Source organism: Labrenzia sp. THAF191a, assembly GCF_009363335.1.
Lineage (GTDB): Bacteria > Pseudomonadota > Alphaproteobacteria > Rhizobiales > Stappiaceae > Roseibium > Roseibium algicola.
In genome coordinates this window covers 1,938,420-1,964,138 of sequence record NZ_CP045333.1, presented here as the reverse complement: position 1 = coordinate 1,964,138, position 25,719 = coordinate 1,938,420, and the positions used below count along the sequence as shown (strand labels likewise).

At 59.3% G+C, this 25,719-nt stretch carries 25 protein-coding genes; 17 read left to right on the top strand and 8 right to left on the bottom strand.

Annotation, left to right across the window (positions count from 1 at the left end; all coding sequences use genetic code 11):
* Positions 1–87: 87 nt before the first annotated feature.
* The 4 genes from FIV05_RS09165 to FIV05_RS09150 all read left to right on the top strand — a co-directional run bounded on the left by FIV05_RS09165 (position 88) and on the right by FIV05_RS09150 (position 5,484).
* The gene (locus FIV05_RS09165) at positions 88–1,116 is read left to right on the top strand and encodes an ABC transporter substrate-binding protein (protein WP_152509347.1); all 1,029 of its coding nucleotides are present in this window, start codon (positions 88–90) and stop codon (positions 1,114–1,116) included.
* A gap of 237 nt (positions 1,117–1,353) precedes the next feature.
* A complete protein-coding gene (locus tag FIV05_RS09160; protein ID WP_023002925.1) occupies positions 1,354–3,585 on the top strand; it encodes an iron ABC transporter permease in 2,232 nt (743 codons plus the stop codon).
* Positions 3,582–4,643 (top strand): ABC transporter ATP-binding protein, encoded by a 1,062-nt coding sequence (locus FIV05_RS09155; RefSeq protein WP_152509346.1) that lies wholly within the window; start codon positions 3,582–3,584, stop codon positions 4,641–4,643. The genes FIV05_RS09160 and FIV05_RS09155 overlap by 4 nt, the downstream gene beginning before the upstream one ends.
* Before the next feature lies 1 nt (position 4,644).
* Positions 4,645–5,484, top strand: a complete 840-nt coding sequence (locus tag FIV05_RS09150; protein WP_152509345.1) for an inositol monophosphatase family protein — start codon at positions 4,645–4,647, stop codon at positions 5,482–5,484.
* An 86-nt stretch (positions 5,485–5,570) separates the two neighbouring features.
* Here the strand turns inward: FIV05_RS09150 and FIV05_RS09145 are convergent, their stop codons facing one another.
* Both FIV05_RS09145 and FIV05_RS09140 read right to left on the bottom strand, forming a co-directional pair.
* A complete protein-coding gene (locus FIV05_RS09145; protein WP_152509344.1) occupies positions 5,571–6,452 on the bottom strand; it encodes a hypothetical protein in 882 nt (293 codons plus the stop codon).
* A gap of 61 nt (positions 6,453–6,513) precedes the next feature.
* Entirely contained in the window at positions 6,514–7,434 is a 921-nt protein-coding gene (locus FIV05_RS09140; protein WP_152509343.1) for a helix-turn-helix domain-containing protein, read from the bottom strand.
* A 96-nt stretch (positions 7,435–7,530) separates the two neighbouring features.
* Between FIV05_RS09140 and FIV05_RS09135 the strand changes: the two genes are divergently transcribed.
* Entirely contained in the window at positions 7,531–8,370 is an 840-nt protein-coding gene (locus tag FIV05_RS09135; RefSeq protein WP_209009915.1) for an MBL fold metallo-hydrolase, read from the top strand.
* A gap of 134 nt (positions 8,371–8,504) precedes the next feature.
* Here FIV05_RS09135 and FIV05_RS09130 read toward each other — a convergent pair whose 3' ends face one another.
* Both FIV05_RS09130 and ppk2 read right to left on the bottom strand, forming a co-directional pair.
* Entirely contained in the window at positions 8,505–9,512 is a 1,008-nt protein-coding gene (locus tag FIV05_RS09130) for a Gfo/Idh/MocA family oxidoreductase (protein WP_152509341.1), read from the bottom strand.
* A gap of 268 nt (positions 9,513–9,780) precedes the next feature.
* Positions 9,781–10,689 (bottom strand): polyphosphate kinase 2, encoded by a 909-nt coding sequence (ppk2, locus tag FIV05_RS09125; protein WP_152509340.1) that lies wholly within the window; start codon positions 10,687–10,689, stop codon positions 9,781–9,783.
* 222 nt (positions 10,690–10,911) lie between these two features.
* Between ppk2 and FIV05_RS09120 the strand changes: the two genes are divergently transcribed.
* The 9 genes from FIV05_RS09120 to FIV05_RS09080 all read left to right on the top strand — a co-directional run bounded on the left by FIV05_RS09120 (position 10,912) and on the right by FIV05_RS09080 (position 19,883).
* The gene (locus FIV05_RS09120) at positions 10,912–11,553 is read left to right on the top strand and encodes a TetR/AcrR family transcriptional regulator (RefSeq protein ID WP_152509339.1); all 642 of its coding nucleotides are present in this window, start codon (positions 10,912–10,914) and stop codon (positions 11,551–11,553) included.
* A 75-nt stretch (positions 11,554–11,628) separates the two neighbouring features.
* Positions 11,629–13,236: a carboxyl transferase domain-containing protein gene (locus FIV05_RS09115; RefSeq protein ID WP_152509338.1), complete on the top strand. Its 1,608-nt coding sequence runs from the start codon at positions 11,629–11,631 to the stop codon at positions 13,234–13,236.
* A 4-nt stretch (positions 13,237–13,240) separates the two neighbouring features.
* The gene (locus FIV05_RS09110) at positions 13,241–13,666 is read left to right on the top strand and encodes an ASCH domain-containing protein (protein WP_023002915.1); all 426 of its coding nucleotides are present in this window, start codon (positions 13,241–13,243) and stop codon (positions 13,664–13,666) included.
* Positions 13,663–14,184, top strand: a complete 522-nt coding sequence (locus FIV05_RS09105; protein ID WP_023002914.1) for an O-acetyl-ADP-ribose deacetylase — start codon at positions 13,663–13,665, stop codon at positions 14,182–14,184. The genes FIV05_RS09110 and FIV05_RS09105 overlap by 4 nt, the downstream gene beginning before the upstream one ends.
* Positions 14,174–14,503, top strand: coding sequence for a hypothetical protein (locus FIV05_RS09100; RefSeq protein WP_023002913.1), 330 nt, complete (start codon positions 14,174–14,176; stop codon positions 14,501–14,503). Before FIV05_RS09105 ends, FIV05_RS09100 begins: the two co-directional genes overlap by 11 nt.
* 3 nt (positions 14,504–14,506) lie before the next feature.
* The gene (locus tag FIV05_RS09095; protein WP_152509337.1) at positions 14,507–16,501 is read left to right on the top strand and encodes an acetyl/propionyl/methylcrotonyl-CoA carboxylase subunit alpha; all 1,995 of its coding nucleotides are present in this window, start codon (positions 14,507–14,509) and stop codon (positions 16,499–16,501) included.
* Positions 16,488–18,119, top strand: coding sequence for an acyl-CoA synthetase (locus tag FIV05_RS09090; RefSeq protein WP_152509336.1), 1,632 nt, complete (start codon positions 16,488–16,490; stop codon positions 18,117–18,119). Before FIV05_RS09095 ends, FIV05_RS09090 begins: the two co-directional genes overlap by 14 nt.
* A gap of 118 nt (positions 18,120–18,237) precedes the next feature.
* Complete coding sequence (locus FIV05_RS09085) at positions 18,238–19,098, top strand: hydroxymethylglutaryl-CoA lyase (RefSeq protein WP_152509335.1); 861 nt, start codon at positions 18,238–18,240, stop codon at positions 19,096–19,098.
* Positions 19,095–19,883, top strand: coding sequence for a crotonase/enoyl-CoA hydratase family protein (locus tag FIV05_RS09080; RefSeq protein ID WP_152509334.1), 789 nt, complete (start codon positions 19,095–19,097; stop codon positions 19,881–19,883). Before FIV05_RS09085 ends, FIV05_RS09080 begins: the two co-directional genes overlap by 4 nt.
* Before the next feature lie 207 nt (positions 19,884–20,090).
* Here the strand turns inward: FIV05_RS09080 and FIV05_RS09075 are convergent, their stop codons facing one another.
* Positions 20,091–20,828 carry a hypothetical protein gene (locus FIV05_RS09075; protein WP_152509333.1) on the bottom strand — a complete coding sequence of 246 codons (738 nt, stop codon included), beginning with the start codon at positions 20,826–20,828 and terminating at the stop codon, positions 20,091–20,093.
* A 288-nt stretch (positions 20,829–21,116) separates the two neighbouring features.
* Positions 21,117–21,938 (bottom strand): response regulator, encoded by an 822-nt coding sequence (locus FIV05_RS09070; protein WP_209009914.1) that lies wholly within the window; start codon positions 21,936–21,938, stop codon positions 21,117–21,119.
* A gap of 511 nt (positions 21,939–22,449) precedes the next feature.
* Here FIV05_RS09070 and FIV05_RS09065 point away from each other — a divergent pair.
* Positions 22,450–22,773 carry a hypothetical protein gene (locus FIV05_RS09065; RefSeq protein WP_152509332.1) on the top strand — a complete coding sequence of 108 codons (324 nt, stop codon included), beginning with the start codon at positions 22,450–22,452 and terminating at the stop codon, positions 22,771–22,773.
* A gap of 169 nt (positions 22,774–22,942) precedes the next feature.
* Here the strand turns inward: FIV05_RS09065 and FIV05_RS09060 are convergent, their stop codons facing one another.
* Positions 22,943–23,257, bottom strand: a complete 315-nt coding sequence (locus tag FIV05_RS09060) for a hypothetical protein (RefSeq protein ID WP_152509331.1) — start codon at positions 23,255–23,257, stop codon at positions 22,943–22,945.
* Between the two features lie 269 nt (positions 23,258–23,526).
* Between FIV05_RS09060 and FIV05_RS09055 the strand changes: the two genes are divergently transcribed.
* Entirely contained in the window at positions 23,527–24,291 is a 765-nt protein-coding gene (locus FIV05_RS09055) for a hypothetical protein (RefSeq protein ID WP_209009913.1), read from the top strand.
* Positions 24,292–24,627: 336 nt separating this feature from the next.
* Positions 24,628–25,239: a GNAT family N-acetyltransferase gene (locus tag FIV05_RS32050; protein WP_152509330.1), complete on the top strand. Its 612-nt coding sequence runs from the start codon at positions 24,628–24,630 to the stop codon at positions 25,237–25,239.
* Here FIV05_RS32050 and FIV05_RS09045 read toward each other — a convergent pair.
* Positions 25,148–25,657, bottom strand: coding sequence for a helix-turn-helix transcriptional regulator (locus FIV05_RS09045; protein ID WP_173013812.1), 510 nt, complete (start codon positions 25,655–25,657; stop codon positions 25,148–25,150). The genes FIV05_RS32050 and FIV05_RS09045 overlap by 92 nt on opposite strands.
* Positions 25,658–25,719 lie beyond the last annotated feature (62 nt).

Here is a 25,719-nt window from a genome sequence, read left to right as displayed (position 1 = left end):
GCCGGTCAACACATCAGCCCCCGGGCTGAAACAAACGCCTGCCCGTCCGGGCAGGTAACAGGCTGAAAGCCAAAAGTGGAGGAAACCATGTCTTTGAAATCACTTTCCGTCGCACTGCTTGCAACGGCAGCAACCTTCTCGGTTGCACCGGCCATGGCAGCAGGCGACCTCAATGTCATCTGTTCGGCGGATGTCGTGATCTGCGAACAGCTGCAGGGCGACTTCGAGGCCAAGCATGACATCAAGGTCAACATGGTGCGCCTGTCGTCAGGCGAAAGCTACGCAAAGATCCGCGCCGAATCCCGCAATCCGAAGACCGATATCTGGTGGGGCGGCACCGGCGACCCGCATCTTCAGGCAGCTTCTGAAAACCTGACCCAGGAATACAAGTCGGAAAAGCTCGCAGACCTTCATGAATGGGCTCAGAAGCAGGCGGAAAGCTCCGGCTTCAAGACCGTTGGCGTTTATGCCGGCGCCCTCGGCTGGGGTTACAACACCGAAATCTTCAAGGACAAGGGTCTTGCCGAACCCGCCTGCTGGGCAGACCTCCTGAAACCTGAGCTGAAAGCTGAAATCCAGGTCGCCAACCCGAATTCTTCCGGCACCGCCTATACAGCGCTTGCTTCCCTGGTTCAGATCATGGGCGAAGACGAGGCCTTCGACTATCTGAAGGAACTCAACAACAACGTGTCCCAGTACACCAAGTCGGGTTCTGCACCGGTGAAGGCCGCTGCACGCGGTGAAACCGGCCTCGGCATCGTCTTCATGCATGACGCCATTGCACAGGCTGCTTCCGGCTTCCCGGTCAAGGCAATCGCACCGTGCGAAGGTACCGGTTATGAAATCGGCTCCATGTCCATCGTCAAGGGTGCCCGCAACCTCGACAATGCGAAGGTCTGGTACGACTGGGCCCTGTCCCCGGAAGTTCAGTCCCGCATGAAAGAGGCAAAGTCCTTCCAGCTGCCGTCCAACAAGGCTGCCGAAGTTCCGCCGGAAGCACCGAAGTTCGAAGATATCAAGCTGATCGACTACGACTTCACCACCTACGGCAACCCGGATACCCGCAAGAGCCTCCTGGAGCGTTGGGACCGTGAGATTGGCGCTATCGCCAACTGACCCCAACACCCGAAGAAGTCCGCACACGGCTGCCTAATAGCCGGGTGCGGGCTTCGCCCGGACAGACTGCGCAGCAACGCGGACGTACGTTCGCTGAAAGCTGCCGCCACAAGCATCTGACACGTCGATGGCAGTGCCGCGGCACGTCCGCACTTCCGGCCGGCTTCGCCAGCGCATCGCAACAGGCATGCGGCGGGGCACGACCGTTATTGAAAAACTATAAATACAGGGGTGGCCATGCTGAGTGGCAACAAACGGCTGAACGCTCTACTCGGGCTGGGGATCGGCGCCTTTCTGATCGTACCCTGGTACAGGGTCGAACGCGGCTTCTTTTCCTTTGAGTGGCCATCGGACTTTCCGTTCTCATCCGATCTCGCGCCCGGTCTTCTGCAGATCTTCGCGGAAGGTCGCGTGTGGCTTGTGCTGGCACTGGCCCTCTTCCTGATCGGCGGCAGCGCGCGCTTCATGGCGGACGCCAACAAGCGCGGCCGATTGCTCGTCGTCACCGGCACAATCGGCATTCTGTACATGGCGCTTCAGGGGCTTGCGATCAGCTTCACCGGCTGGGCCTGGACCTTTCCCGAAACCACCTTCGGAGCCCTGCCGCTTGGCCAGCCCGCCATGGGGGCAGGTGCCATCCTCACCTCGCTGATCTTCGTTCTCTTCATAGCCTTCGGCCTTGCAGAGCGGGGATTCATGAAGGGCGATGCCTTTGTCGTCGGATCGATCTCCATCCTGATCTTCCTGGTGACGGTGTTCATCTTCTATCCCATTGGCTCGATGTTCGCCGGCTCGGTGCAGGATTTCGACGGTTCCTTCAAGCCGGACGGCTTCATCCGCAACATGCAGGATCCCGCGATCTGGAGCCTTGATTGTGTCATCGGCGGCAATCGCTGCGGCGTCGCATGGCGCACACTATTCCTTGCGGTGATGACCGGCCTCGGCTCGACCATTCTCGGCCTCGCCTTCGCACTGGTCGCCACACGCACGCGCTTTCCCTTCAAGAAAGGCCTGCGGCTTCTGACCGTCCTGCCGATCATCACCCCGCCCTTCGTGATCGGCCTGGCACTCACCTTGTTGTTCGGCCGCTCCGGCGTCGTGACCGAAGCGCTCGACACGCTGTTCGGCATCGAACCAAGCCGTTGGCTCTACGGGCTGACAGGCATCTGGATTGCGCAGGTCCTGTCCTTCACGCCAATCTCCTTCCTCGTCCTGATCGGTGTTGTCGAAGGTGTCAGCCCATCGATGGAAGAAGCCTCGCAAACGCTGCGGGCCGACCGCTGGCGCACGTTCTGGCGCGTCTCTCTGCCGTTGATGAAACCCGGCCTTGCCAACGCTTTCCTGATCGGCTTCATCGAAAGCATGGCAGATTTCGGCAATCCGCTGGTGCTTGGCGGCAGCCATGGCGTGCTCTCGACCGAAATCTTCTTTGCCGTCGTCGGCTCGCAGGTCGACCCGTCCCGTGCCGCCGTTCTCGCGATCATCCTGCTCAGCTTCACACTGACCGCCTTCCTTGCGCAGCGTCTGTGGCTTTCGGGCAAGAACTTCGCAACCGTCACCGGCAAGGGCGACAGCGGTGCCCACGCGGGCCTGCCGAAGAGCCTCTCCGTCACCGTCTATGGCATCGTTCTTCCCTGGATGGGCTTCACCATCGTCGTCTACGGCATGATCCTGTTCGGCGGCTTCGTGAAGACCTGGGGTCTCGACAATTCCCTTACGCTGGAACACTACGCCAGGGCGTTCTCGGTCACCTTCCAGGATGGTGCTCTCGTGTGGACCGGCGTTGCCTGGAACTCCTTCTGGACGACCATGGAAATCGCCCTGATCTCCGCCCCCCTGACGGCGGCAGTCGGCCTGCTGACGGCCTATATCATCGTGCGGCAGAAATTCGCCGGCAAGAACGCCTTCGAATTTGCCCTCATGATGAGCTTCGCCATTCCCGGCACCGTCATCGGCATCAGCTACATCATGGCCTTCAACCTGCCGCCCATCGAGATGACCGGTTCGGCCCTGATCCTGGTTGCCTGCTTTGTCTTCCGGAACATGCCCGTTGGCGTGCGCGGCGGCATTGCCGCCATGAGCCAGCTCGACAAGAGCCTGGACGAAGCTTCGCTGACGCTTCGGGCCAACAGCGCCCGGACCCTGCGCAAGGTGATCCTGCCGCTGTTGCGGCCGGCCATCACCGCCGCGCTGGTCTATTCCTTCGTTCGGGCAATCACGTCCATCAGTGCGGTCATCTTCCTGGTCAGCGCGGAATACAACATGGCGACCTCCTACATCGTCGGCCTCGTCGAAAACGGCGAATACGGCATCGCCATCGCCTATTCCTCCATGCTGATCTTCGTGATGATCACGGTCATTGCGGGCTTCCAGCTGCTGGTCGGCGAACGCCGCCTGCGCCGGGAAAACCGCGTCTCCGGCATGGCCAAATCCAATAAAATCCGTATCGCGCAGGAGAAAACTGCATGACTGACCTCAAACCCGGCTCCGTCGTTTTTGAAAACGTCCGCAAGGACTTCGGCACCTTCACCGCCATTCCAGACCTGTCGATCACCATCGAACCCGGCACTCTGGTGACCCTGCTCGGCCCTTCCGGCTGCGGCAAGACGACCACCTTGCGCATGCTGGCAGGTCTCGAACACCCGAGCGCGGGCAGGATCCTGATCGGCGGACGGGACGTCACCATGGTTCCGGCGCATGAGCGCGACGTCTCCATGGTGTTCCAGTCCTATGCACTCTTCCCGCACATGAACGCGCTCGACAATGTGGCCTACGGCCTGGAATCCTCCGGATACAACAAGCGCGAGGCACGGGAGCGGGCGGAAGAAGGCCTTGCCCAGGTCGGTCTTGCCGGCATGGGTCACCGCCTGCCGGCAGAGCTTTCCGGCGGTCAGCAGCAGCGCGTCGCGGTCGCTCGTGCTCTGGTGCTGAACCCACAGGTGCTTCTGCTGGACGAACCCCTGTCCAACCTTGATGCCCGGCTGCGCCGGCGCGTCAGGACGGAAATCCGCGAGCTGCAGCAGCGGCTCGGTTTCACCGCCGTCTACGTCACCCACGACCAGGACGAAGCACTTGCGGTGTCCGACCGGATCGTCGTCATGAAAGACGGCAAGATCGCCCAGGAGGGCGCTCCGCGCGAACTCTATGAAGAACCTGTTTCGGAGTTCATCGCAGACTTCATGGGCGAGGCGAATGTCGTCACCTGCGAAGTCGTCGGGCGTGAAGGCGACGAAGCCCTGATCGATGTCGGCGGCCTGCAGCACCGGCTGCGCGCCCGCCAGACCGCCAACGGCAAGGCCAAGCTGGCCGTGCGGCCCGGCTCGGTCGTGCTGAACCCGGAAGGTGCTTCCGGACTTGGCGGAGAGATCCTGACCGCGGCCTATCTCGGCGATCATGTCGAATACGAGATCGAGACCCAGGTCGGAAACTTCTTCGTCATCGATCATTCGGTCGAAAGGTCGTTTGCCCCCCACACAGCCGTTTCCCTCGGCTTCCGCAACCGCGGTCTCGCCCTGATCGAGGCATGAGATGACACTGGTTACTGAAGACATGTCCCCATCGACCGATGCATTGACAGCAAGGTTCGCCGCAGCTCGGGAAATCGCCGAAGAAGCCGGTTCCCTAGCACTGGACTATTTTCGGCGGCGCAAGGACCTCACCATAGAGATCAAGGGCGGCCTGCAGGATGTCGTTTCGATCGCCGACAAGAACGTTGAAACCCTCATCCGCGACAGGCTGCACACCTCCTTTCCCGAAGACGGCATCCTGGGTGAGGAACACGGCGTCGAACAGGGCAGCAGCGGGTTCACCTGGGTGGTTGATCCGATCGACGGTACATCCGCCTTCGTTCACGGTCTGCCGAGCTGGTGTGTTTCCATCGCCCTTCTCAACGGCACGGACCTGGTCATGGGTGTTATCCGCGTGCCTTGCGACGACGAGAGCTTCGCAGCCGTCAAGGGCGGCGGCGCAACGCTTAACGGCGAACCCCTCCGGCTTGATTCATCCAGGACCCTGCAAAACAGCCTGACCGGGATCGGCGCCAACCACGCCGTGCCATCGGAAATGATCGGCGCGCTTGTCGCCGGTCTGATGGCGCGTGGCGGCAACTACATCCGCACTGGTTCGGGCGCGCAGATGCTGGCCTCCGTGGCCGCAGGCAGGCTCGCCGGGTTCTACGAACCGTCCATGCATGCCTGGGATTGCCTTGCCGGCTATTGCCTGGTCGCCGAAGCCGGTGGCAGCTACCGCCCCTTCCCGGTGGCGGGGGATCCCATCCTGGACGGTGGTCCGGTTCTCGCGGCCGGTCCGGGAACGTTTGAGGATCTGTCGGATCTGGCAACGGAGTGCGAGCGTTTCCTGAAAAGCTGACGCTTCAGGGAAATCCTGCGAACGTCTCCAAAGGCGTGTCTCGGAAGAGGTACGCCTTCTTTTCATTCAGGACCTTTTGAACGACCTCAAAACATCACGCGCAGCAATTTTCCGGTCGATTTTTCAAACTCGAGCCATTCCGGGCGAACCTCTGTCAGAACATCGATTTCCGCCCAACCACAGCCAGAAAGCGGAACGCAGACGGCCCGGCGCCCGGGGCTGTCCGTTTGCTCGTCCGCATTCAGCAGCAAGAACTTCAGGCCGAGTACATCGGTTGCCGCAGCCGTCTTGTCCGCAGACAGGTAAAGCGGCGCAGCGGGGTTTGCCGCTATCATGTAATCAGGCTTCGCCTCTACGTCCGGCGGCCCGAAGCCGACAAGATAGCGAGTGGCGTTTTCGAAGATACGGACATCCTTGCGTTCCAGGTCCTCTGCAATGCGCTCGATGGCGTTGAGCGCGGACCAATCGCAATTGCCGCCACACTCTTCTCCGCTGGCGCGGGCAAACTCCGGCACATCCCGGTTTATTGCCGCCAGCAGCTCTGCAGACGTCCGAGGCAGACCAAAGGCAGCAAGATGCTGTGCCGCATCTTCGCGTGTCAGGTTTGCACCTATTGTGGAAAAGCTCTCCAGAACGGCCATCCGCTGCAGCAATTCAGAAGAAATCCGACCGTCATGAAGAAAACTCCCGGCGGTGTTTCCCTCTGCATCAAAGACCAGGACCCGATCGACAGCCACTACGATGTTGCCACCTTTCGGAAAAGACAAGGTCTCGCCGTTTGCCAAGATCAAACGTCTTTGACCGTCGCCCTCTGACAGCTTCATCTGGAGACCGCCGAACTCGACCGCACCCGTGATGGGGGAACCCAACGTGTCCGCATTGGCGCCTCCCGCGACAAGGCAAGAGCCCACAACGGCCAGAAGTCCCAAAGTTCTTGCGAAGATACCTATTGCGCGTCCCTCTCTCATATTCGTATGCATTCGCCGGCAGCGGGAAAGGTCGCACCAACAAGAAGGTCGATCAAGCCGGTTACCCTGCCATATCTGACTGCCGTCGATACTGCTCGCGGAACGCGCCCGGCGTCAGGCCGGATAGGCGTGAAAACAGGCGAACGAAGGATGGCGGGTCGTTGTAGCCGACGGCAAAGCAGATATCCGAGACGGCTCGATCCGTTTCGATCAGGAGATCCCTGGCACGTTCAATGCGAAGCTCCTGGAGATACTGTTTCGGGGCAAGTCCCGTTGCCAGCTTGAACCGCCTTTGAAAGGTCCGCGCCGGCAGCCCGCTGGTGCGCACCATATCGGCAACGCTCACGTCGTCACCCGACCGGGTTTCCAGGAAATGCTGCACTTTCAAGATGGAAGCATCGCCGTGCCGAAGTTCAGGCAGGAAGCGCCTGAACCGGCGCTGGTCGCGGCGGCGAAAGTCGACAATGAAATGCCGCGCCGTGGCAACGGCCACCGGGTACCCCAGAAACCGCTCGATGAGCGCCAGCGCAAGATCGACCCAGGCCATGAGGCCACCGGCCGTGATCAGGTCGGAATATTCGATCAGCAGCCTGTCCGTATCGAGCCTGAGGTCCGGATAGGCTGCTGACAAACGCTGTTCCAGTCCCCAATGGGTCGTAACCTTGCGCCCCTCCGCCAGACCGGCCGCCGCAACGAATGTCAGCCCGGTACAAGCCGAACAAACAACAGCACCGCGACCGTGCAAATGCTGGAGAAAAGCAGGGAGAGCCGGAACCTCTTCCAGACGGACCGTTCCTGCCGAGGGCGGCAGGACTACCGCGTCATATCGGTCCACTGCCGCAGAAAAATTCTCCAACAAATCCAGTTTCATCTCGGTATCGCTGATCCGCGCCGCATGGCCCAGAATATCCTGGAGCCCGTAGACAGCGGATTTCAAGGATCCCGGATAAGCGAGAATTGCGATCGACAGCGATTGGTCCATTTGGCTGATTTAGCACATTCTTTGTCATTTACGCCAATCGTTCCAGAACACACTCGAAGCTAGGTTTCCCTCCAGCACAAACACATGGAGACCCCTATGCTCGGCACTCTCGAAAAATCCGCTTCCCGTCTTGTACTCGGCGACCTGACCGTCACGGCCCTGTCGGACGGCTATCTCGATATTCCCGCAGCCTATTTTTCCAACGTGACACAGACCGAACAGGACGCCGTCAGCCCGAGCACACGCTTTGGCGCCAATACCTGGCTGATTGAAACGGGCACCCGCAAGATCCTGGTCGACGCCGGATCGGGCGAATATCTGAAGGAACGATTTCCGGCCAGCGGCACGCTGACCTGGCAGGCTCCGGAAAAGGCCGAAGAGCGCGCAGCGGTAACCGATATCGTCATTACCCACATGCATGCCGACCATATCGGCGGACTGTCACTGAACGGCAGCAGTCTCTTCCCGAATGCAGAGATCCACGTTCAGGCTGCCGAGTGGGACTTCTGGACCGACGAAGCCCTGCTGACCTCCGTACCGGAAGACAAACGGCCGCTGGTGGGTCTCATTCAGGCGCTTGCGAAACCGGTCGGCAATCAGCTGCGGCTTCATCGCGGCGATGCCGACCTCGGTGATGGCATCACCCTGCTTTCAGCACCCGGCCACACCCCTGGCCATCAGGCCTTGCACCTTTCTTCAGGCAACAAGGAAGCCATTCTGCTCGCGGATGTCGTGGTGTCCGATGTGCTGCAATTTGCCAATCCGGAAGTCCGTTATGCGCTCGACAGTGACCCGGATCTGGCTGTGAAAACAAGAAAGACTCTTTTCGACAGGCTGTCGGCAGACAGGATCCCCTTCGCCGCGACGCACCTGTCTACCTACAGGTTCGGTTGTCTGGAAACACGCGACAACGGGTTCGCTTTTGTGGAGATTTGAACACAAGGCGACTTTTCGACCACGCCAAGTCCTTTCGTGGCTGCGCAGGCCTTTGCCCCGCTGTCTCCTCAAAAAAACAGGTCCCGGCTCGAGGCCGGGACCTGGCTTTGCGGGAGGCAAGGTGTGCGAACGGCTTAGCCGATGCTGACCCAGCCATCCTTTTCGGCCGACGCGAAGATGGCGTCGAGGATCTTCATGTTCTGGACGGCGTCTTCCGCACCATAAGGCAGTGGCGCTTCACCGGTGATCGCCCGGCCAAACACATCCGCCAGTTCGGCATATTGATCGCAAGGCGCGATGATATCCGACTGCATCGCCGCATCGCCGAGCAGCGAGCCGTCGTCAAGCCGGATCTGAACAGCTTCACCCTGCGGCGCGTTGAACGGGATGACGATTTCCAGCCGCTTCTTCGTACCGACCAGATGAATGCGCTGATAAGGCGTCAGCTGGGTCGAGACGGTGAAGTTGAGATGCCGGTTATTGCCGAAGTCGAGCAGGGCACTGGTCATGCGGTCGGTGCCGAAGGCAGGATCCCGGTCGATCAGCGAAACGACCCGCTGCGGCTCGGCATCGAAGAAATACCGGCCGGCCAGCATCGTGTAGCAACCAATGTCGAGCAGGGCCCCCCCACCGATATCCGCCTTGTTGCGGATGTTGCCCGGGTCATCGTTGTAGTAGCTGAAGAAGGTCTGGATCGCTTTCAGCTCACCCAGATCGCCGGACCGCACGATGTCGCGCGCCTTGATCCACTGCGGGTGCGCCCGAACCATGAAGCCTTCGGCAACCAGCTTGTCCTTCGGCAGATCCAGAAGCTGCTTTGCTTCTTCGGCATCGAGAGCCACCGGCTTTTCGCAAAGCACGTGCTTGCCCGCGTTCACCGCCTGGATCGTCACGGGCACATGCATGTGGTTGGGCAGCGGATTGTAGATCGCATCGATCTCCGGATCTGCGAGCAGCTCCTCGTATGATCCGTAGGCTTTCTCGATACCGAGACCCCTCGCTGCTTCCTTTGCCCGGTCGAGATCTCGCGACGCAATCGCATAGGCGGTGCCTGTCTTCGACCGCTGGATGCCCGGAATGACCTTATCAAGACCGATTTTCGCGGTCGAAACGATCCCCCACCTGATAGTCTTTTCCGTCATGCCGGCATCCTTCCCATGATTTTGAGGTACGCACGCCAGATGACATAAAACGATTTAACTCCGCAAGGGCAGAAAGACCGGAGAAAGGCCTGCTCGCTGGTGAAATGCAGAATTGAAACCGGCCTCATCGGCTGGACGCGGGCAGCATTCACACCAACCGCGCCCCCCCCCCCGGACAAGCGTAGCGGTGATCCGGGGAGACATCGAAGGTCTTTCGCCGCGATTTCACATAGCAGCGCCGCGCCCGTGAAGGGAGCACTGTCGCGGCTCAGAATTTCTCCGGCACGTAGAGATGTTCCGGCAGGACCTTGCGCTCATAGTCGGAATTGTAGACCCGTTCCGGCAGCTTGATCGGGTCGTGCGGGATATCTTCGTAAGGGATCATCGACAGGAGGTGACTGATGCAGTTGAGGCGCGCCTGCTTCTTGTCGTTGCCTTCCACGATGAACCACGGTGCTTCGGGAATATTGGTCCGCTCGAAGGTTTCTTCCTTGGCCTTGGTGTAATCCTCCCAGCGCACGCGGGATTCCAGGTCCATCGGCGACAGTTTCCACTGCTTCAGCGGATCGTGAATGCGCATCAGGAAGCGGAGCTGCTGCTCTTCATCCGTGATGGAGAACCAGTATTTGATCAGCCGCACACCGGAGCGCACGATCATGCGTTCGAATTCCGGCACATCGTGGAAGAACTCCTCCACCTGGCTATCGCTGGCAAAGCCCATGACGCGCTCGACGCCGGAGCGGTTGTACCAGGAGCGGTCGAACAGCACCATTTCGCCGGCGGCCGGCAGATGCGGCACGTAGCGCTGGAAGTACCACTGGGTTTTTTCACGGTCGGTTGGCGCCGGCAGCGCCACGACACGGGCGACACGCGGATTGAGCCTTTGCGCGATGCGCTTGATGACCCCGCCCTTGCCGGCAGCGTCGCGCCCCTCGAAGATGATCACGATCTTCTCGCCGGTATGCTGCACCCAGTCCTGCAGCTTCACCAGCTCGGCCTGCAGACGCAGCAACTCATGGAAATAGGTGTTCCGGTCGATGGTCGACTTGTGCTTCTTCGCGGAGATGAAGGCGAGATCCTTGGCGACGAGAAAATCGTCGATCTCCATTTCCAGTTCTTCGTCCAGGCTGTCTGTCCATTCCGCTTCAACCCAGGTTTTTGCACTTTCTTCGGTCATCAATCGGTTCCTTTGAAATACATCCCGGAGGTACGCCCAGGTTCGTCAGCGCATTCAACCGGACGCAGAATGCCCAAGGACTGTGAACAGGTTATCCATGAAGGTTTTTTGACAGTCGCGCCTGTTCCCCTGTCATTCTTTCTAGCAGCAACGCTTTCGCACTCAAATTACCCTTGCAAATGAACGAACGTTCATTTATTTTTTGCAGCAGGGAGAAACAAGATGGCAAGTGCAGCCGCAAGACCGCAAAGCCGATCCAGAACGGGCGCGAAAGGCCAGGAGACTGCCGCACGTGTGCGCAAGGCAGCCCTGAAACGCTTTGCCGCCAACGGTTATGCCGCTGTCTCCATGCGCGAAATCGCCGCCGATGTCGGCGTTCAGCCAGGCGCGCTCTACAATCATTTTCCGACCAAGCAGGACATCCTGAAGGATCTGATGCTCGCCCACATGGGCGAACTCCTTGCTGCCTGGGACGAAGCGGCTTTTCCGGCTGACATGGACCCGCTGGAGCGTTTTGTCCGCTTTCACATCCGCTATCACCTGGAACGGGCGGACGAGGTGTTCATTTCCTACATGGAACTGCGCAATCTCGAACCGGACAACTTCGACATCGTCGAAACCGAGCGCCGCCGCTACGAGGGCATCCTGACGGGTATTCTGGAAACCGGCTCCGCGGCAGGCCGCTACAGCGTACGCGAACCGAGGGTCGCCACCCGCGCGATCATCGCCATGCTGACTGGCATTCCGAGCTGGTACCGCGAAGGCGGCCGCCTGTCGAAACTGGATATCGAAGAGATTTACCTGGACCTGGCGCGCAAGGCCGTTGCGCCGGAGAACCGGGACATTCCGGCCCCTCAGGCGTGAAACCGGACGCGTGGGGAGCAAGCAACTGAACTCAATCGACCGTCCACAAGGTTGATCCAAGGGAGACCGGGTGACATGAGCATCCTGAAATCGAGCCTATCGCCAAGAAGCGAACAGTTTGCAGCAAACCGCGCCGCCCACGAAGCGGCCATGGACACCGTCAAGGCAGCAGCCCAGACAGCCCTGGACGGTGGTGGCGAGACCGCCCGACAGCGTCATGTGTCCCGCGGCAAGATCCTGCCGCGCGAACGCGTCTCCCGCCTGCTCGATCCCGGTTCACCCTTCCTGGAAGTCGGCATGCTGGCCGCCCACGAGATGTACGAGGGCGCAGCTCCCGCCGCCGGCATGATCGCGGGCATCGGCCGGGTTGAAGGCCGCGAGGTGATGATCCTTGCCAATGACGCGACCGTCAAAGGTGGCACCTATTATCCGATGTCGGTCAAGAAACACCTGCGCGCCCAGGAAATTGCCTCGGAAAACAATCTGCCCTGCATCTATCTGGTCGACAGCGGCGGCGCCAACCTGCCCAATCAGGACGAGGTCTTCCCGGATCGCGACCACTTTGGCCGCATCTTCTTCAACCAGGCCAACATGTCGGCAAAAGGCATCGCCCAGATCGCGGTCGTCATGGGTTCCTGCACAGCGGGCGGCGCTTATGTGCCGGCCATGTCGGACGAAACCATCATCGTCAAGAACCAGGGTACCATCTTCCTGGCCGGTCCGCCTCTGGTGAAGGCCGCCACCGGCGAGGAAGTATCTGCGGAAGATCTCGGCGGCGGCGATGTCCACACGCGCCTGTCCGGTGTTGCCGATCATCTTGCCCGCGACGATGCCCACGCACTCGCCCTCGCCCGCCGCGCCATCGCCAGCCTCAACCGCACAAAGACGCCATCCGTCGCGCTGCAGACCCCGGAAGACCCGCTCTACGATCCGGACGAAATCCTCGGCGTCGTTCCGGCCGATCTGAAAACGCCCTATGACATCCGCGAAGTGATCGCCCGCACCGTCGACGGATCGCGCTTCGATGAATTCAAGGCCCGCTACGGCACCACTCTGGTCTGCGGCTTCGCCCATATCCATGGCATGCCGGTCGGCATCATCGCCAACAACGGTGTTCTGTTTTCCGAAAGCGCGGTGAAAGGGGCCCACTTCGTCGAGCTCTGCTCCCAGCGCAAGGTTCCGCTCGTGTTCCTGCAGAACATCACCGGTTTCATGGTCGGCCGCAAATATGAAAGCGGCGGCATTGCCAAGGACGGCGCCAAGCTGGTGACGGCGGTCGCCACCACGTCCGTTCCGAAGATCACCATGCTGGTGGGCGGCTCCTTCGGTGCCGGCAACTACGGCATGTGCGGCCGGGCCTATTCGCCGCGCTTCCTGTGGACCTGGCCCAATTCCCGTATTTCGGTCATGGGCGGCGAACAGGCCGCCGGCGTGCTTGCCACCGTCCGCCGCGACGGTATCGAGCGCAAGGGTGGCAGCTGGTCGGCGGAAGAGGAAAAAACCTTCAAGCAGCCGATCATCGATCAGTTCGAGCAGCAGGGCCACCCGCTTTACGCGACTGCCCGGCTCTGGGACGATGGCATTGTCGACCCGCGCAAGACCCGGGACATTCTGGGCCTTTCCCTGTCGGCAGCCCTCAACGCCCCGATCGAAGACACGCGCTTCGGTCTCTTCAGGATGTGATCCGATGTCCATCGACGAGCTGAAAGCAAGATACCCCGGCGCCGAAACCTTCAAATTCGGCGACAATGCGGACCTGTGTGCCCAGCTCATCGCCCTCGTCCGCGCCGGCAGGAAAACCGCCACATGCGGTGCCTTGCAGAGCTATGAGGACGGCGGTGAGGTCCTGCCCGTTCATGGACGGCGGGACATTGCACTGAACTGGGACGACACCCCCGCGCTGGTGATCGAAACACTGGAAGTGTCCGTCGTGCGCTTCTGCGATGTCGGGGAAGACTTCGCCCTGGCGGAAGGCGAGAATGATGACCTCGCCGGCTGGCGCAGGGACCATCAGGTCTTCTTTGAACGCAACGGCGGATTTGACCCGGAAATGGACCTTGTCTGCGAGCGCTTCAAGGTTGTCGAAGATCTGCAGCCGGAGCTCAAGCCGTGAGCAGGATCGAGACACACATCGGCGACATCACCCGGCTCGACGTGGATGCCATCGTCAACGCGGCCAACTCGTCGCTGCTCGGCGGCGGTGGTGTCGACGGGGCGATCCACCGTGCGGCAGGTCCGGAGCTCCTGGCCGAATGCAGGACGCTTAACGGCTGTGAAACAGGCAACGCAAAGATCACCAGTGGCTACCGCCTGCCCGCCCGCCACGTCATCCACACGGTCGGCCCCGTCTGGAAAGGCGGCACATCGGGCGAAGCGGACCTTCTTGCCTCCTGTTATGAAACCAGCCTGCGTCTTGCGGCAGAAACCGGCTGCAGAAGCATAGCCTTCCCGGCCATTTCCACCGGCATTTACGGCTATCCGGCCGGCAGCGCTGCGTCGATCGCGGTGGAAACTGTCAAACGAGTTCTGGAGGACCTGCCGGAAATCGAAACCGTCACACTGGTTGCCTTCGACGAGGCAAGCCATGCCCATCTTCTGGCAGCACTCGGGAGGAAACCTCATGAAGGGTGAAGTCCGCTCGATGGTGGAATGCGGCCCGGATATCGAAGCAGCGTTCCGTGACCAGCATCCCGACATACAGCTGACGCAGCCCCTGACGGCCATCCTGGTTGCGCTCGACGAAGGCAATATCGACAAGGGCGACACCCTCTCCGTCGGCGGCCTGAAGGTGAGCGTGCTGGCAACCGGACGAAGCGCGCTCCTTGCCGACGGAAGCCGGAACTCCATCACGGTGTTCAGCGAGCTGCCCATACAACATATGCCGGATCTTGCTCCGGACCGAACTGCCGATACCCCCGGCGCACTAGTCACTCCCTGGGAGGAGAACTGAGAAATGTTCAAGAAGATCCTCATTGCCAACCGCGGCGAGATTGCCTGCCGGGTGATGGCAACGGCCAAGAAGCTCGGCATCAAGACCGTTGCGGTCTATTCCGATGCGGACGCCAGGGCCAAGCACGTTGCCATGGCCGACGAGGCTTTCCGTATCGGACCGGCACCGGTCTCGGAAAGCTATCTGAAGGCTGACAAGATCATCGAAGCCTGCAAGCTGAGCGGCGCCGAAGCCGTGCATCCGGGCTACGGCTTCCTGTCTGAAAATCCGGATTTCGTCGACGCCCTCGACAAGGCCGGCATAACCTTCATTGGCCCGAGCGCCTCTTCCATCCGCGCCATGGGCCTGAAGGATGCCGCCAAGGCGCTGATGGAAAAGGCCGGTGTGCCGGTGGTGCCCGGATATCATGGAGAGAACCAGGACGCGGACTTCCTGAAGGAGCAGGCCGACCGGATCGGCTATCCGGTGCTGATCAAGGCGCGTGCCGGCGGTGGTGGCAAAGGCATGCGCCGGGTCGATGACCCGAAGGATTTTGCAGACGCCCTGAAAGGCGCGCAGCGCGAAGGCGAAGCCAGTTTTGGCGATGGCCGCGTGCTGATCGAGAAATACCTGACCAAGCCTCGCCATATCGAGATTCAGGTTTTCGGCGACAGCCACGGCAATGCCGTGCATCTGTTCGAGCGCGACTGCTCGCTGCAACGTCGCCACCAGAAGGTGATCGAGGAAGCCCCTGCCCCCGGCATGCCGGTAGAAATGCGCCGCGCCATGGGGGAAGCCGCCGTGACCGCGGCCAAGGCCATCGACTATTCCGGCGCCGGCACAATCGAGTTCATCGCCGACGTTTCCGAAGGCCTCAGCTCCGACCGGTTCTATTTCATGGAAATGAATACCCGGCTGCAGGTCGAGCACCCGGTTACCGAGCTCATCACCGGCGAAGACCTGGTCGAGTGGCAGCTTCGCGTGGCCTCCGGCGAAACCCTGCCCAAGCGCCAGGAAGATCTTTCCTTCAACGGCTGGGCCTTCGAAGCACGGTTGTATGCGGAAGATGCGCCGAAGGGCTTCCTGCCCGCCATCGGCACGCTGGAGCATCTGGCCCTTCCGGAAGACAGCGCCCGGGTCGACAGCGGCGTGCGCTCCGGAGATGAAATCACCCCCTATTACGATCCGATGATCGCCAAGGTGATCGTCCAGGGCCCAACCCGCCAGGCGGCTCTCGGCAAGCTGCTGGCAAGCCTTGAGGCAACGGAAGTTGCCGGCTGCGTCACCAATGCCGGCTTTCTGGCGGCCCTGTGCCGCCATGAAGGTTTTGCCGCGGGCGATGTCGACACCGGCCTCATCGACCGGGATCTGACCCAGCTCATAGAAGAACCCTCCATTCCGGTGGACGCCATTGCCCTTGCCGCTCTCACGGCGCTCGGCCTGACCAGGCCGGCAAGTGGCAACGATCCGTTCGACACGCTGGCCGGATGGCGGATCTGGAGTGCATCGCGCCAGTACGCACTGCTTGAAATTGCTGGCGAGCGCCGGGACGTCGAGGTCCATGCCCTCGGCCATCAGCGGTTCGCGGTCCAGCTGGAGGAAGGCTCACGCGAATATGCTCTGGTGAAGGTTGAAGGCGGTGCGATCACCTACGACTGTGACGGCCACCGTGCCCGGGCCGTCGTGGTGGAGGACCGCAAGGGACTGACGGTCTTCCTCGGCGGCCATGCCTTCCCGGTTGCCTTGCCGGACACACTCAGCGCCGACGAGGAGGCCGGCGGCGCGGGCGATCAGCTGATCGCGCCGATGCCCGGCCTCGTGAAGGTTCTGAACGCCAGGGCAGGCGAAGCCGTGACGAAGGACCAGCCACTGGTGATCCTGGAAGCCATGAAGATGGAACACACGCTGAAAGCCCCGCGGGACGGTGTCATCGGCGAGGTTCTTGTTGCCGAAGGCGAGCAGGTAACCGACGGCACCGTTCTTCTGGCGCTCGCGGAGGAAGCCGATGCTGCCGCATGACGCCACGACTTATGACGACCTGTCCGGCAGGTTCCGATGGGAAATCCCCGACCGGTTCAACATCGGCGTTGCCATATGTGACGACTGGGCGGCACGCGAGCCGAACCGGGAGGCGCTGGTCTACACGGACGAGGACGGCAGCGCCACCAGCTACACCTATGGCGACCTGAGGCGGCTTTCCAATCAGCTTGCCAACCTGCTGACCGCCCGAGGCGTCCAGCCAGGTGACAGGATCGGCGTCCTGATGCCTCAAAGGCCCGAAACCGCGTTTTCCCATATTGCGGCCCTGAAACTCGGTGCGATCACCATTCCGCTTTTCACCCTGTTCGGTGAAGAAGCACTTGAGTATCGGCTGAAGGATTCCGGCGCAAAGGCAGTGATCACGGATGCAAGCGGCTCTGCCAAGCTTGCGACCATCCGTGACCGGCTGCCAGAACTGACGACCGTCCTCTGTGCGGATGAAGACGTCCCGGGGGCAGAAAGCCTCCATCATCACATGGCCGGACACGAAGGCACATTCCACCCCTTCGACACAGGCCCCGATGACCCGGCAATCATCATCTACACCTCCGGCACCACCGGACAGCCCAAGGGCGCCTTGCACGGCCACCGTGTGCTGCTCGGCCATCTACCGGGCGTCGAGATGAGTCATGATCTTCTGGGCCAGCCGGGTGACAGGATCTGGACCCCGGCGGACTGGGCCTGGATCGGCGGCCTGCTCGACGTTCTGATGCCCGCGCTCTTCCTGGGTGTGCCCGTGGTAGCGTGCCGGTTCAGAAAGTTCACCGCTGAAGCAGCCTTCCAGCTGCTGCAGGACCAGAAGATCCGCAACACCTTCCTGCCGCCAACCGCGCTGAAGATGATGCGTCAGGTGGAAGCCCCGGAAAACCGCTGGCAATTCACCCTGCGCTCGGTTGCCTCCGGTGGCGAGACGCTCGGCGCTGAGCTGATAGACTGGGGCCGGCGCACATTCGGCCTGACGATCAACGAATTCTACGGCCAGACCGAGTGCAACATGATCGTTTCCAGTTGCGCCAGTCTGATGGAGGCGCGTCCCGGTATCATGGGCCGACCTGTTCCCGGCCACCATGTCAGCGTTGTCAGCGACACAGGTGAGGAACTGCCTGCCGGATCACTCGGCAACATTGCCGTCAGACGTCCTGATCCTGTGATGTTCCTGAACTACTGGAACAACATGGAAGCGACGGAAAAGAAGTTTGCGGGCGACTGGCTTTTGACGGGCGACACCGGCATCAAGGACGACACCAGGTGGATCCGCTTCGTTGGCCGGGATGACGACGTCATCACGTCATCAGGCTATCGCATCGGCCCGGGAGAGATCGAGGATTGCCTTATCAAGCACCCGGCGGTCGCCATGGCCGGTGTCGTCGGCAAACCCGACAGCCAGCGAACGGAGATCGTCAAGGCGTACATCGTGTTGAAAAACGGCATTGAACCGACCGACAAACTTGCCGGGGAAATCGCCGACTTCGTCAAGACGCGCCTTGCAGCCCACGAGTATCCGCGCGAAGTCGCTTTTGTCGACGCCCTGCCCCTGACCACCACCGGCAAGGTCATCCGCCGTGAACTGCGCGCCCGAGCCGAGCAGGAAGAGTGATCGTGTCAAATACCGTTTAACGAATGCATCCGCGATTTGCCTGATGCCGTCCCCCGGACGAAGCGCAATGAAGAACCGGTCTCACCTTTAGGCCTCACGAGAAGCTAGAGAAGAAAACATGTCTGAATTCGTCACCCTGTTTGAAATGGGCCCGCGCGACGGTCTGCAGAACGAGAAAACCTTTGTGCCGACGGCCCAGAAGATCGACCTCGTGGACCGGCTTTCTGCCTGCGGCTTCCGCAAGATCGAGGTGACCAGTTTCGTCAGTCCGAAATGGGTACCGCAGATGGCCGATGCCCAGGAAGTGATGGAAGGCATCTACCGGCATCCGTCCGTGACCTATGCGGTGCTGACACCCAATGTGAAGGGTTATACGGCCGCCAAGAAGGTGTCGGCGGATGAAGTCGCCATTTTCGGTTCGGCCTCGGAAGGCTTTTCCAGAAAGAACATCAATTGTTCGGTTGCCGAAAGCATCGAACGCTTCAAGCCGCTTCTGGAAAAGGCACACGAGGACGGCATCCCGGTTCGCGGCTATGTCTCTTGCGTGACCGACTGCCCCTACGACGGTGCAACACCACCGGAGAAGGTTGCGGAGGTCGCCAAAACGCTGTTCGATCTCGGCTGCTACGAGATTTCCCTCGGCGATACCATCGGCGCCGGAACGCCGGAGACCATCGGCCGGATGCTGGACGCCGTGCTGACCGCGATCCCTGCGGACAAGCTTGCCGGCCATTTTCATGACACCAAGGGCCGGGCGATCGAGAACATCGAGGTCAGCCTCGAAAAGGGCTTGCGCACTTTCGACAGTGCGGTCGGCGGTCTGGGCGGTTGCCCCTATGCACCGGGTGCCAAAGGCAATGTCGCAACCGAAGCCGTGCTCGACCTGATGACCCGCAAGGGCTTCGAAACCGGCATCGACCGGGCTAGGCTTGCTGAAATCGCCGACTTTGCCCGCACCCTCAGGAGTGTTGACGCATGAGCTTCGAGACAATCTCCCTTGCCGTTGACGACCGGGGCGTCGCAACGCTGACACTCAACCGCCCGGAAAAGCACAATTCGCTTTCCGCCACGATGATCGCCGAACTGACGGAAGTTGCCGCACATTTGGCGGAGGACGACGCTGTCCGTGTCGTTGTCCTGACGGGTGCCGGTGCCAGCTTCTGCGCGGGCGGCGACCTTGGATGGATGCGTGAGCAGTTCGAAGCTGACCGTGAGACCCGCATGACTGAAGCGCGCAAGCTTGCCATGATGCTGCAGAGCCTCAACGAATTGCCGAAGCCACTGATCGGCCGTGTGCAGGGCCAGGCCTTTGGTGGTGGCATCGGCATGATGAGCGTCTGCGACACCGTGGTTGCCGTCGACAGCGCGAAATTCGGCCTGACGGAAGTACGTCTCGGCCTCATCCCGGCAACCATCAGCCCCTATGTGCTGGCCCGCATGGGCGAAGGCAAGGCCCGCCAGGTATTCATGTCCGCCCGCCTGTTCGGCGCGGAAGAAGCCCGGGATCTCGATCTTGTGGCGAAGGTCGTGAGCGAGGCGGACCTCGATGCGGCGATCGAAAAGGAAATCAAACCGTATCTCTCCGCTGCCCCCGCTGCCGTTGCCGCCTCCAAGGCACTGGCCCGCAGCCTTGGCCCGGAAATCACCGAAGAAATCATCGACGACACCATCCGCCGCCTCGCCGAGACCTGGGAAACCCCCGAAGCCCAGGAAGGCATCTCCGCATTCTTCGAAAAGCGAAAGGCGAACTGGGTCGGTTCGTAGTTTGCAGCGGCTGATGCCAGTACCGGGTCTTCAGACGATCAAACTCCCCACTCCCTCATCCCGAGGAGCGCGCTGGCGCGCGTCTCGAAGGATGGGCCACACAGAACAAGCAGCCCATGCTTCGAGACGGACCTGACAGTCCTCCTCAGCATGAGGAAGAATTTGTGGTGAGCTTCAACAAAGCGCTGAAAACAGAAAAACCCAGCCTCAATGCCCGGCGCTGCGCCTTGCGTGTTCGATCAGGGCTGCGATACGCGCCACTTCCTTCTGTTCCGACTGCGGCGGCTCCTGCTGCGGGCCGCCGTACATGCGCTCGCGCCGCTGGCGGATCTTCTTGCGCTGATATTCGCTGATCCCGTCTGGAAGCTCCATACCGGCCCTATCGATGTTGATCAGCACCCGCTGCAGGTCCGGCACAAGTTCGGAGGAAATGGTGAAGGTTGCCCCGTCCGGGCGCTTGAAGACCAGTGTCGTGGTGGTTTCAGCCCCGTTCAGCAGAACCGCTGATCTCGGTCCCAGCGAGCCGATCGTCGACTGGAACCAGGCAGCCCAGCCGGAAGCGTGCCACAGGCGGATGTCGATCTTTTTCAGATCCTCATACATCACGCGGACGCGTCGGCCAAACTGGGTGAATTCGAAACCGTTGCTGAAGAAACGGACCCAGGATGTCTCCTGTCGTGCGGACACTGTGAACAGCACCGGCGCAATCGAGGCAGGCCCCAGGCAAAGCAGGGCCAACAGGGCCGCGCCTCCGCTCCAGTCTGCCATCCCGATGAAAGCTATGGAAAAGAAAACGGCACCAATCACGAACCCGATCATGTCGAGCACCAGAACCGGCGGATGACATACCGGCTTTACGGCACCGGACGGTATGTTCGGCCGCGGCAAGGCAGCGTAGATCCCGGCGGCGGCGATAATGCAAAGCAGGCTGCTGAGCACCGACATGAAAAAATATCCGCCGACTATACCCAGCACGCAGAGGCCGAGAGGCAATATCCGGCGAAGTAATTCAAGTTTTGCTGTTTTGCCCACACCGCTCTCCATGCATTCAGACAGTGGAACCGATACGAACTAGAGGGAGACTTCTGATTCTTTCATTGAATCAACTGAAGCGTTTTAAATCAAGAATGCTGAAAAACAATCCAGAAACAATGCAAGCGTTCGGCAAATGGTTCCTGCGAAATTTCCAGGAGAACCGGACGGAACGATCAGCACCCGCCAGTCCGACGAGGCTCACGATGCCTTGCGCTCTCGCTCCATGAAGCTGAACATGTTGCGCACCTTGCCGAATTTTGGCGTATCCAGCTCCAGGAACTGATGCATGAGCGTATCTATGTCCTGAGGCGTGAACGGCTTTTTCAGGAAACCGGATATGCCGACGAAGGCCGCGGACCGCTCCAGATAGCTCGTGTCGTTGGTGGACATCATGTAGATGCCGATCTTGCTCGACAGGTCCCGGATCGAACCGGCTAGCTCGATACCGTCGACATCCGGCATGTGAAAATCCGTCAGCACAATCCGGAACTTGCCCGATGCCAGAGCACGAAGCGCCGCGTGCGCGCTGTCGGCTTCCGAGATTTCGAAGTCGAACCGGCTGGCCTCCAGAACCTTGCGCGTCAGTTTGCGCATCGTACCGCTGTCGTCGACGAACAGGATCGGATAGGTCGTCGTCATCGTCATGTAAGTGGCGACGATCTCCGACACATCCTCCGGAGTGAAAGGCTTTTTCAGGAAATGATAGGCCCCCAGCTGCTGAAGCGTGTTGGCATTGCGCTCATCGAGGCCGCTTGAAATCGCGACCGTCAGACAATCTGTAGACTTCGTCTCGCTCATCGCGGCGATTACTTCCGGGCCATTCAGCCCCGGCATGTTGATGTCGATGAAGGCGATGTCGATCTGTTTCTTCTTCAGAACCTCGACAGCTGAACGACCGTTATCGACGTTGTCGACCTCGATGTACCGCTTGGAACGATGAACGGCGATGCCGTTGTTGATGACTTCACGAGCGATGCCGCTGTCGTCAGCGACAAGAATGCGGATCATTTTATGCAGCAATTCTCATCACCTTGTGTGCGGCTCTCGCATCGTCACTTGAGGCCATGTCTAAATTAACAAGTACAATAAGGAAACAATTGTATATTTTCTGTTACTGAAGATCGTCGATCATTTTACAACTTTTGATATACATAGATTTACATGAATAATCATTCAATGGACTCTGCAACTCTTACAAATAAGATGTAAAGGCCGGAACCACATCTGGGAAAATCCCACAAAATACGAGGATACAGCCTCAACCGGGCTTCACAGCCTTCCCCGCAGTCGCATTATGGTTCAGTGACTTCCGTCGAATTGGAGCAACCTGCGGCCTTCTTTTTCAGAACACGGGCTCCAATCAGTCTGTTTCTGAAAATCAGACGCGACCAAAACAAGGATCTGCTGGGCAATACGATTGTCACGTCGGGACAAGGTCGCCCGCAACCCGCCACACCAACTCTACGTCAATTTGTAGCGTCAGAATTGGACAATCACCCTGCCTCTTGAAAGAGCTGCCGACGGGCCATCAATGTGGCACTTCCCGTCCGATAAACAGAAACCGGATCAGCAGCAGGGCAACAAGTTCGCCAGCATCAAAGCTGTCCCTGTGACTTGTGCGGCCCATGAATCTAGTGGCGGGTCCAGCGATCGCACAGCATTTTGTAATGCGCAAGGAGAGTTGGCACTTGGGGCTTTTGTGGGATTAAGTGGGATTACCCGGTTTTTGGCGAAATTCAGCCGTTTTTACCGAGAAGACGCCAATCTGTGTGATTTCAGGGCGCGCAATGATTTTGGCAGTCCAACTGAGATCCCGTCGGCAAATGAAGCTGCGCGGGAAGAAATTCTGCAATGAAAGCAACGAAACACAAAAAAAGAGGTCCGAACTGCAACGCGATTATTGCGATGAGTTCGGACCTGGGCTTGATCGGCAGAAATCTGCGGGGTTGAAGGAAATTGCGCAGATCGGTTGATAACACGAGGTCCGAACTTTCGAATTGCGCTCGACGAGCAGTGAAAGCCCCTTAGCGATGAAAGCCAGGTTTACCCAACTGATGAGCGTTTCTTGGATGGACCGCCCCCTTGTACCCCTGAACAAGTTCGATGGCTTTCAGTCCAACGATACGAGACAAGGCCGCGAGTACAGCGGACGCGCCCCAACCGATCACGAAGAGAGTTAGGTCACCTGTAACAGCAGCTAGAGCGAGACTACCAACTGCCGCGATCGCAGCCAGAACTGCAACGGCTCGGGCGTTGTACCAATCAGCCACTACCACCGGTGCCACCGAAAAAATAACCAGGGCAATGAACACCCCAGTGCCAAAAAAGCCTGCAATCATTTTTACCTCAACTCTTAAAAAACGACGGTGCAGCTTTCTACATATCAACTTGCGGCGTGATCGAAAACGAGTTTCCAATTTTTGCGTGCAGCGGGTGGTTCAATTTAGGCGTTGTTGAAGGACCATTTAAAGGTCCCAAATCGAGCTCTGCACTGATCGCCAAGGCACTTCTTTCCCGCTGATTCCTGTCACGGTTGAGTCACGCTAGCGACTATACCCATCGGCTTGGTGGGCTTTTGCACCGAACAAATGCTGGGGGAGAGAACTTAGTGGTACGCATTTTTTCAACACTGGTTTTTGCGATAACGTTCGCCACTTCTGCGATCGCGCAAATCGACATAAAGAAGAGCGAAACGGAATATCTTATCTCTGAGGTAGTCCAATCAGCCAGAACCAATCAACTGGCCGCCGAACGGATACTCTACGCTGCCGAGCAAGCAATTGATGCAGGTGCGGTGATCGTATCCTCAGTCCAGAATGACAGATTGGTGCATACCGAATTGAAGCGCCTAGCAACTGGAGTTCCTGGGGCGAGAGCTATCATCGTGATTGGCAGTGACGGGCAGTTGCTGCACGACAGCTACAAGTACCCGGTTGCACCGTTGGATCTGTCCGACCGCAGTTATTTCAAAGAGGCATTGACCGGCACCGACCTGGTTGTCGGTAAGCAGGTAGTCGGACGCACGTCTGGAGCGTCATTCGTTCCTTTAGTAAAACGACTTGGTTCCCTGACATTCGTTGTTGTGGCATCGCCCTTTGCACTCGTAGATCTGCAGAGCGAATGTGGCGACTGCTGGTCTCTTGCGCTGCAGCGAGACGGAACGATCGTCACAATGTTTCCACCAGAAATTCAAGTGAGTTCGAGGTTGATCAACGTCGCGATTAGTGCCCACGAGACGTCCGGATCGCGAGTGGTGAGATACCAGAATTCAGTTGTAGCGGTCGCGTGGCGAAAAAGTTCCGATTTCCCGCTGATCAATCTGAGCGTTCGCGGTCTCCCTGATACCGCAACGGTCGATATCGATATCAACTAAAAATCGCTTGGCGACCTTATAGCGGTCGCCAACGAAACCCCATGCATTGTCTGACTGAGCTTGCAACCACAATGAAGAAGCGGGCTCGCCAGTGGAACAGGCAGCTAATTCCGCTAACTTTGCGAGGTCATCATCCGATGGCCCGTTTGAAGCATAGGAATGGAACCCGGCTGCGACCGCAAACCCAATTGAGAACGCCAGAACGGCAATTCCGCTAGTCTTAATTTTGCGGACATTGCCTGAAACATTATCCGTAATAATCTGGCGCAGAAAATCATCGCGCATTGTTCGCCCCTTGCACCCCGAGTTTTTGCAATCTAGAGGGGAGCAGACGCGATGTCTATCATTACGGGAATTAGACAAGCGAATTTATCTGACGTTGTAAAAATTGCCAGTATTCACGTAGGTTGCTGGAAGGAAGTTTATTCCTTCATGCCCGATCAAGTCCAGGCGCAACGTGGTTTCGATTACCGATATAGACAGTGGGAGCATTGGTTCGAAGAGCGTCCAACAGGACAAGCGGTTTTCGTTTTGGAAGCTTGCCAGAAAGTCGTCGGTTTTGCTGTGGCAAAACCGAACACCGATCCAGCAATAGACGCACCTGGCGAGTTCCACGCATGTTACATTTTACCGGATTATCGCGGAGGGTCATCCGGCCCATTGGCTATGCGGGTACTAGCCGAATTCCTGAAATCCGAAGCTCTCTGGCCTGCGTGCGTTTGGGCCTTCAAATCGAACCCGTACCGCCGCATTTATCCGGCCCTTGGTTGTGAACCGAAGGTGTTCAGAGACCGCATTATTGCAGGTATTGCGCTCCCTGAGATCGGGTACCAGGTTACGGACTATGACGGTCTTCTTAATCGTCTCGACCGGATGCGCGCTTCAGCTGCTCAGCGCCAAATTCAATCACCTCGGCCGCAGCCTCTGTCTTCACGTCTTCCCGCGTAAGCAAGTAATCGAACATGGACAGACACTGATCTGCGAAGGCGGCCGGCTTGGTGCGCCTTGGCAACTTCTCATAGTAGGTCTCGCATATATTCCAAAGGAAGCTGCGGATATCGTCTATCGAAATCTGCGTGCCCGTCACTTGCGGGGCATCCAGTTTCATGGGGCTTTTTCCATCTGCCAGCCAACCTGCAGAAACGTTCGCAGCTTCTGCTATCGCAACTAGCTTGCTCCTCGTTGGATCGGACTCCCCCGATCGATATTTGTCGAGTGTTCTGCGTGCGATGCCTGACCGACGCTCAAGCTGACCGACACCTCCAACGGATTTAACCAGTATTTCCAACCGGTTACGGAAAGCAGTATCTGTTTCCAACACAAAATAGGCCCAATAAGGCCAATCAAGCCCTATGAGGCTTGACATGTAGGCCCAATAGTTCCTACCTTTCATTTTGTCGGCGCGAACATTCACGCCGAGTTGTCACA

Coding starts and splice junctions, on each gene's coding strand:
- FIV05_RS09165 (WP_152509347.1), top strand. CDS start 88: ATGTCTTTGAAATCACTTTCCGTCGCACTGCTTGCAACGGCAGCAACC.
- FIV05_RS09160 (WP_023002925.1), top strand. CDS start 1,354: ATGCTGAGTGGCAACAAACGGCTGAACGCTCTACTCGGGCTGGGGATC.
- FIV05_RS09155 (WP_152509346.1), top strand. CDS start 3,582: ATGACTGACCTCAAACCCGGCTCCGTCGTTTTTGAAAACGTCCGCAAG.
- FIV05_RS09150 (WP_152509345.1), top strand. CDS start 4,645: ATGACACTGGTTACTGAAGACATGTCCCCATCGACCGATGCATTGACA.
- FIV05_RS09145 (WP_152509344.1), bottom strand. CDS start 6,452: ATGAGAGAGGGACGCGCAATAGGTATCTTCGCAAGAACTTTGGGACTT.
- FIV05_RS09140 (WP_152509343.1), bottom strand. CDS start 7,434: ATGGACCAATCGCTGTCGATCGCAATTCTCGCTTATCCGGGATCCTTG.
- FIV05_RS09135 (WP_209009915.1), top strand. CDS start 7,531: ATGCTCGGCACTCTCGAAAAATCCGCTTCCCGTCTTGTACTCGGCGAC.
- FIV05_RS09130 (WP_152509341.1), bottom strand. CDS start 9,512: ATGACGGAAAAGACTATCAGGTGGGGGATCGTTTCGACCGCGAAAATC.
- ppk2 (WP_152509340.1), bottom strand. CDS start 10,689: ATGACCGAAGAAAGTGCAAAAACCTGGGTTGAAGCGGAATGGACAGAC.
- FIV05_RS09120 (WP_152509339.1), top strand. CDS start 10,912: ATGGCAAGTGCAGCCGCAAGACCGCAAAGCCGATCCAGAACGGGCGCG.
- FIV05_RS09115 (WP_152509338.1), top strand. CDS start 11,629: ATGAGCATCCTGAAATCGAGCCTATCGCCAAGAAGCGAACAGTTTGCA.
- FIV05_RS09110 (WP_023002915.1), top strand. CDS start 13,241: ATGTCCATCGACGAGCTGAAAGCAAGATACCCCGGCGCCGAAACCTTC.
- FIV05_RS09100 (WP_023002913.1), top strand. CDS start 14,174: ATGAAGGGTGAAGTCCGCTCGATGGTGGAATGCGGCCCGGATATCGAA.
- FIV05_RS09095 (WP_152509337.1), top strand. CDS start 14,507: ATGTTCAAGAAGATCCTCATTGCCAACCGCGGCGAGATTGCCTGCCGG.
- FIV05_RS09090 (WP_152509336.1), top strand. CDS start 16,488: ATGCTGCCGCATGACGCCACGACTTATGACGACCTGTCCGGCAGGTTC.
- FIV05_RS09085 (WP_152509335.1), top strand. CDS start 18,238: ATGTCTGAATTCGTCACCCTGTTTGAAATGGGCCCGCGCGACGGTCTG.
- FIV05_RS09080 (WP_152509334.1), top strand. CDS start 19,095: ATGAGCTTCGAGACAATCTCCCTTGCCGTTGACGACCGGGGCGTCGCA.
- FIV05_RS09075 (WP_152509333.1), bottom strand. CDS start 20,828: ATGTCGGTGCTCAGCAGCCTGCTTTGCATTATCGCCGCCGCCGGGATC.
- FIV05_RS09065 (WP_152509332.1), top strand. CDS start 22,450: ATGTGGCACTTCCCGTCCGATAAACAGAAACCGGATCAGCAGCAGGGC.
- FIV05_RS09060 (WP_152509331.1), bottom strand. CDS start 23,257: ATGATTGCAGGCTTTTTTGGCACTGGGGTGTTCATTGCCCTGGTTATT.
- FIV05_RS32050 (WP_152509330.1), top strand. CDS start 24,628: ATGTCTATCATTACGGGAATTAGACAAGCGAATTTATCTGACGTTGTA.
- FIV05_RS09045 (WP_173013812.1), bottom strand. CDS start 25,657: ATGTCAAGCCTCATAGGGCTTGATTGGCCTTATTGGGCCTATTTTGTG.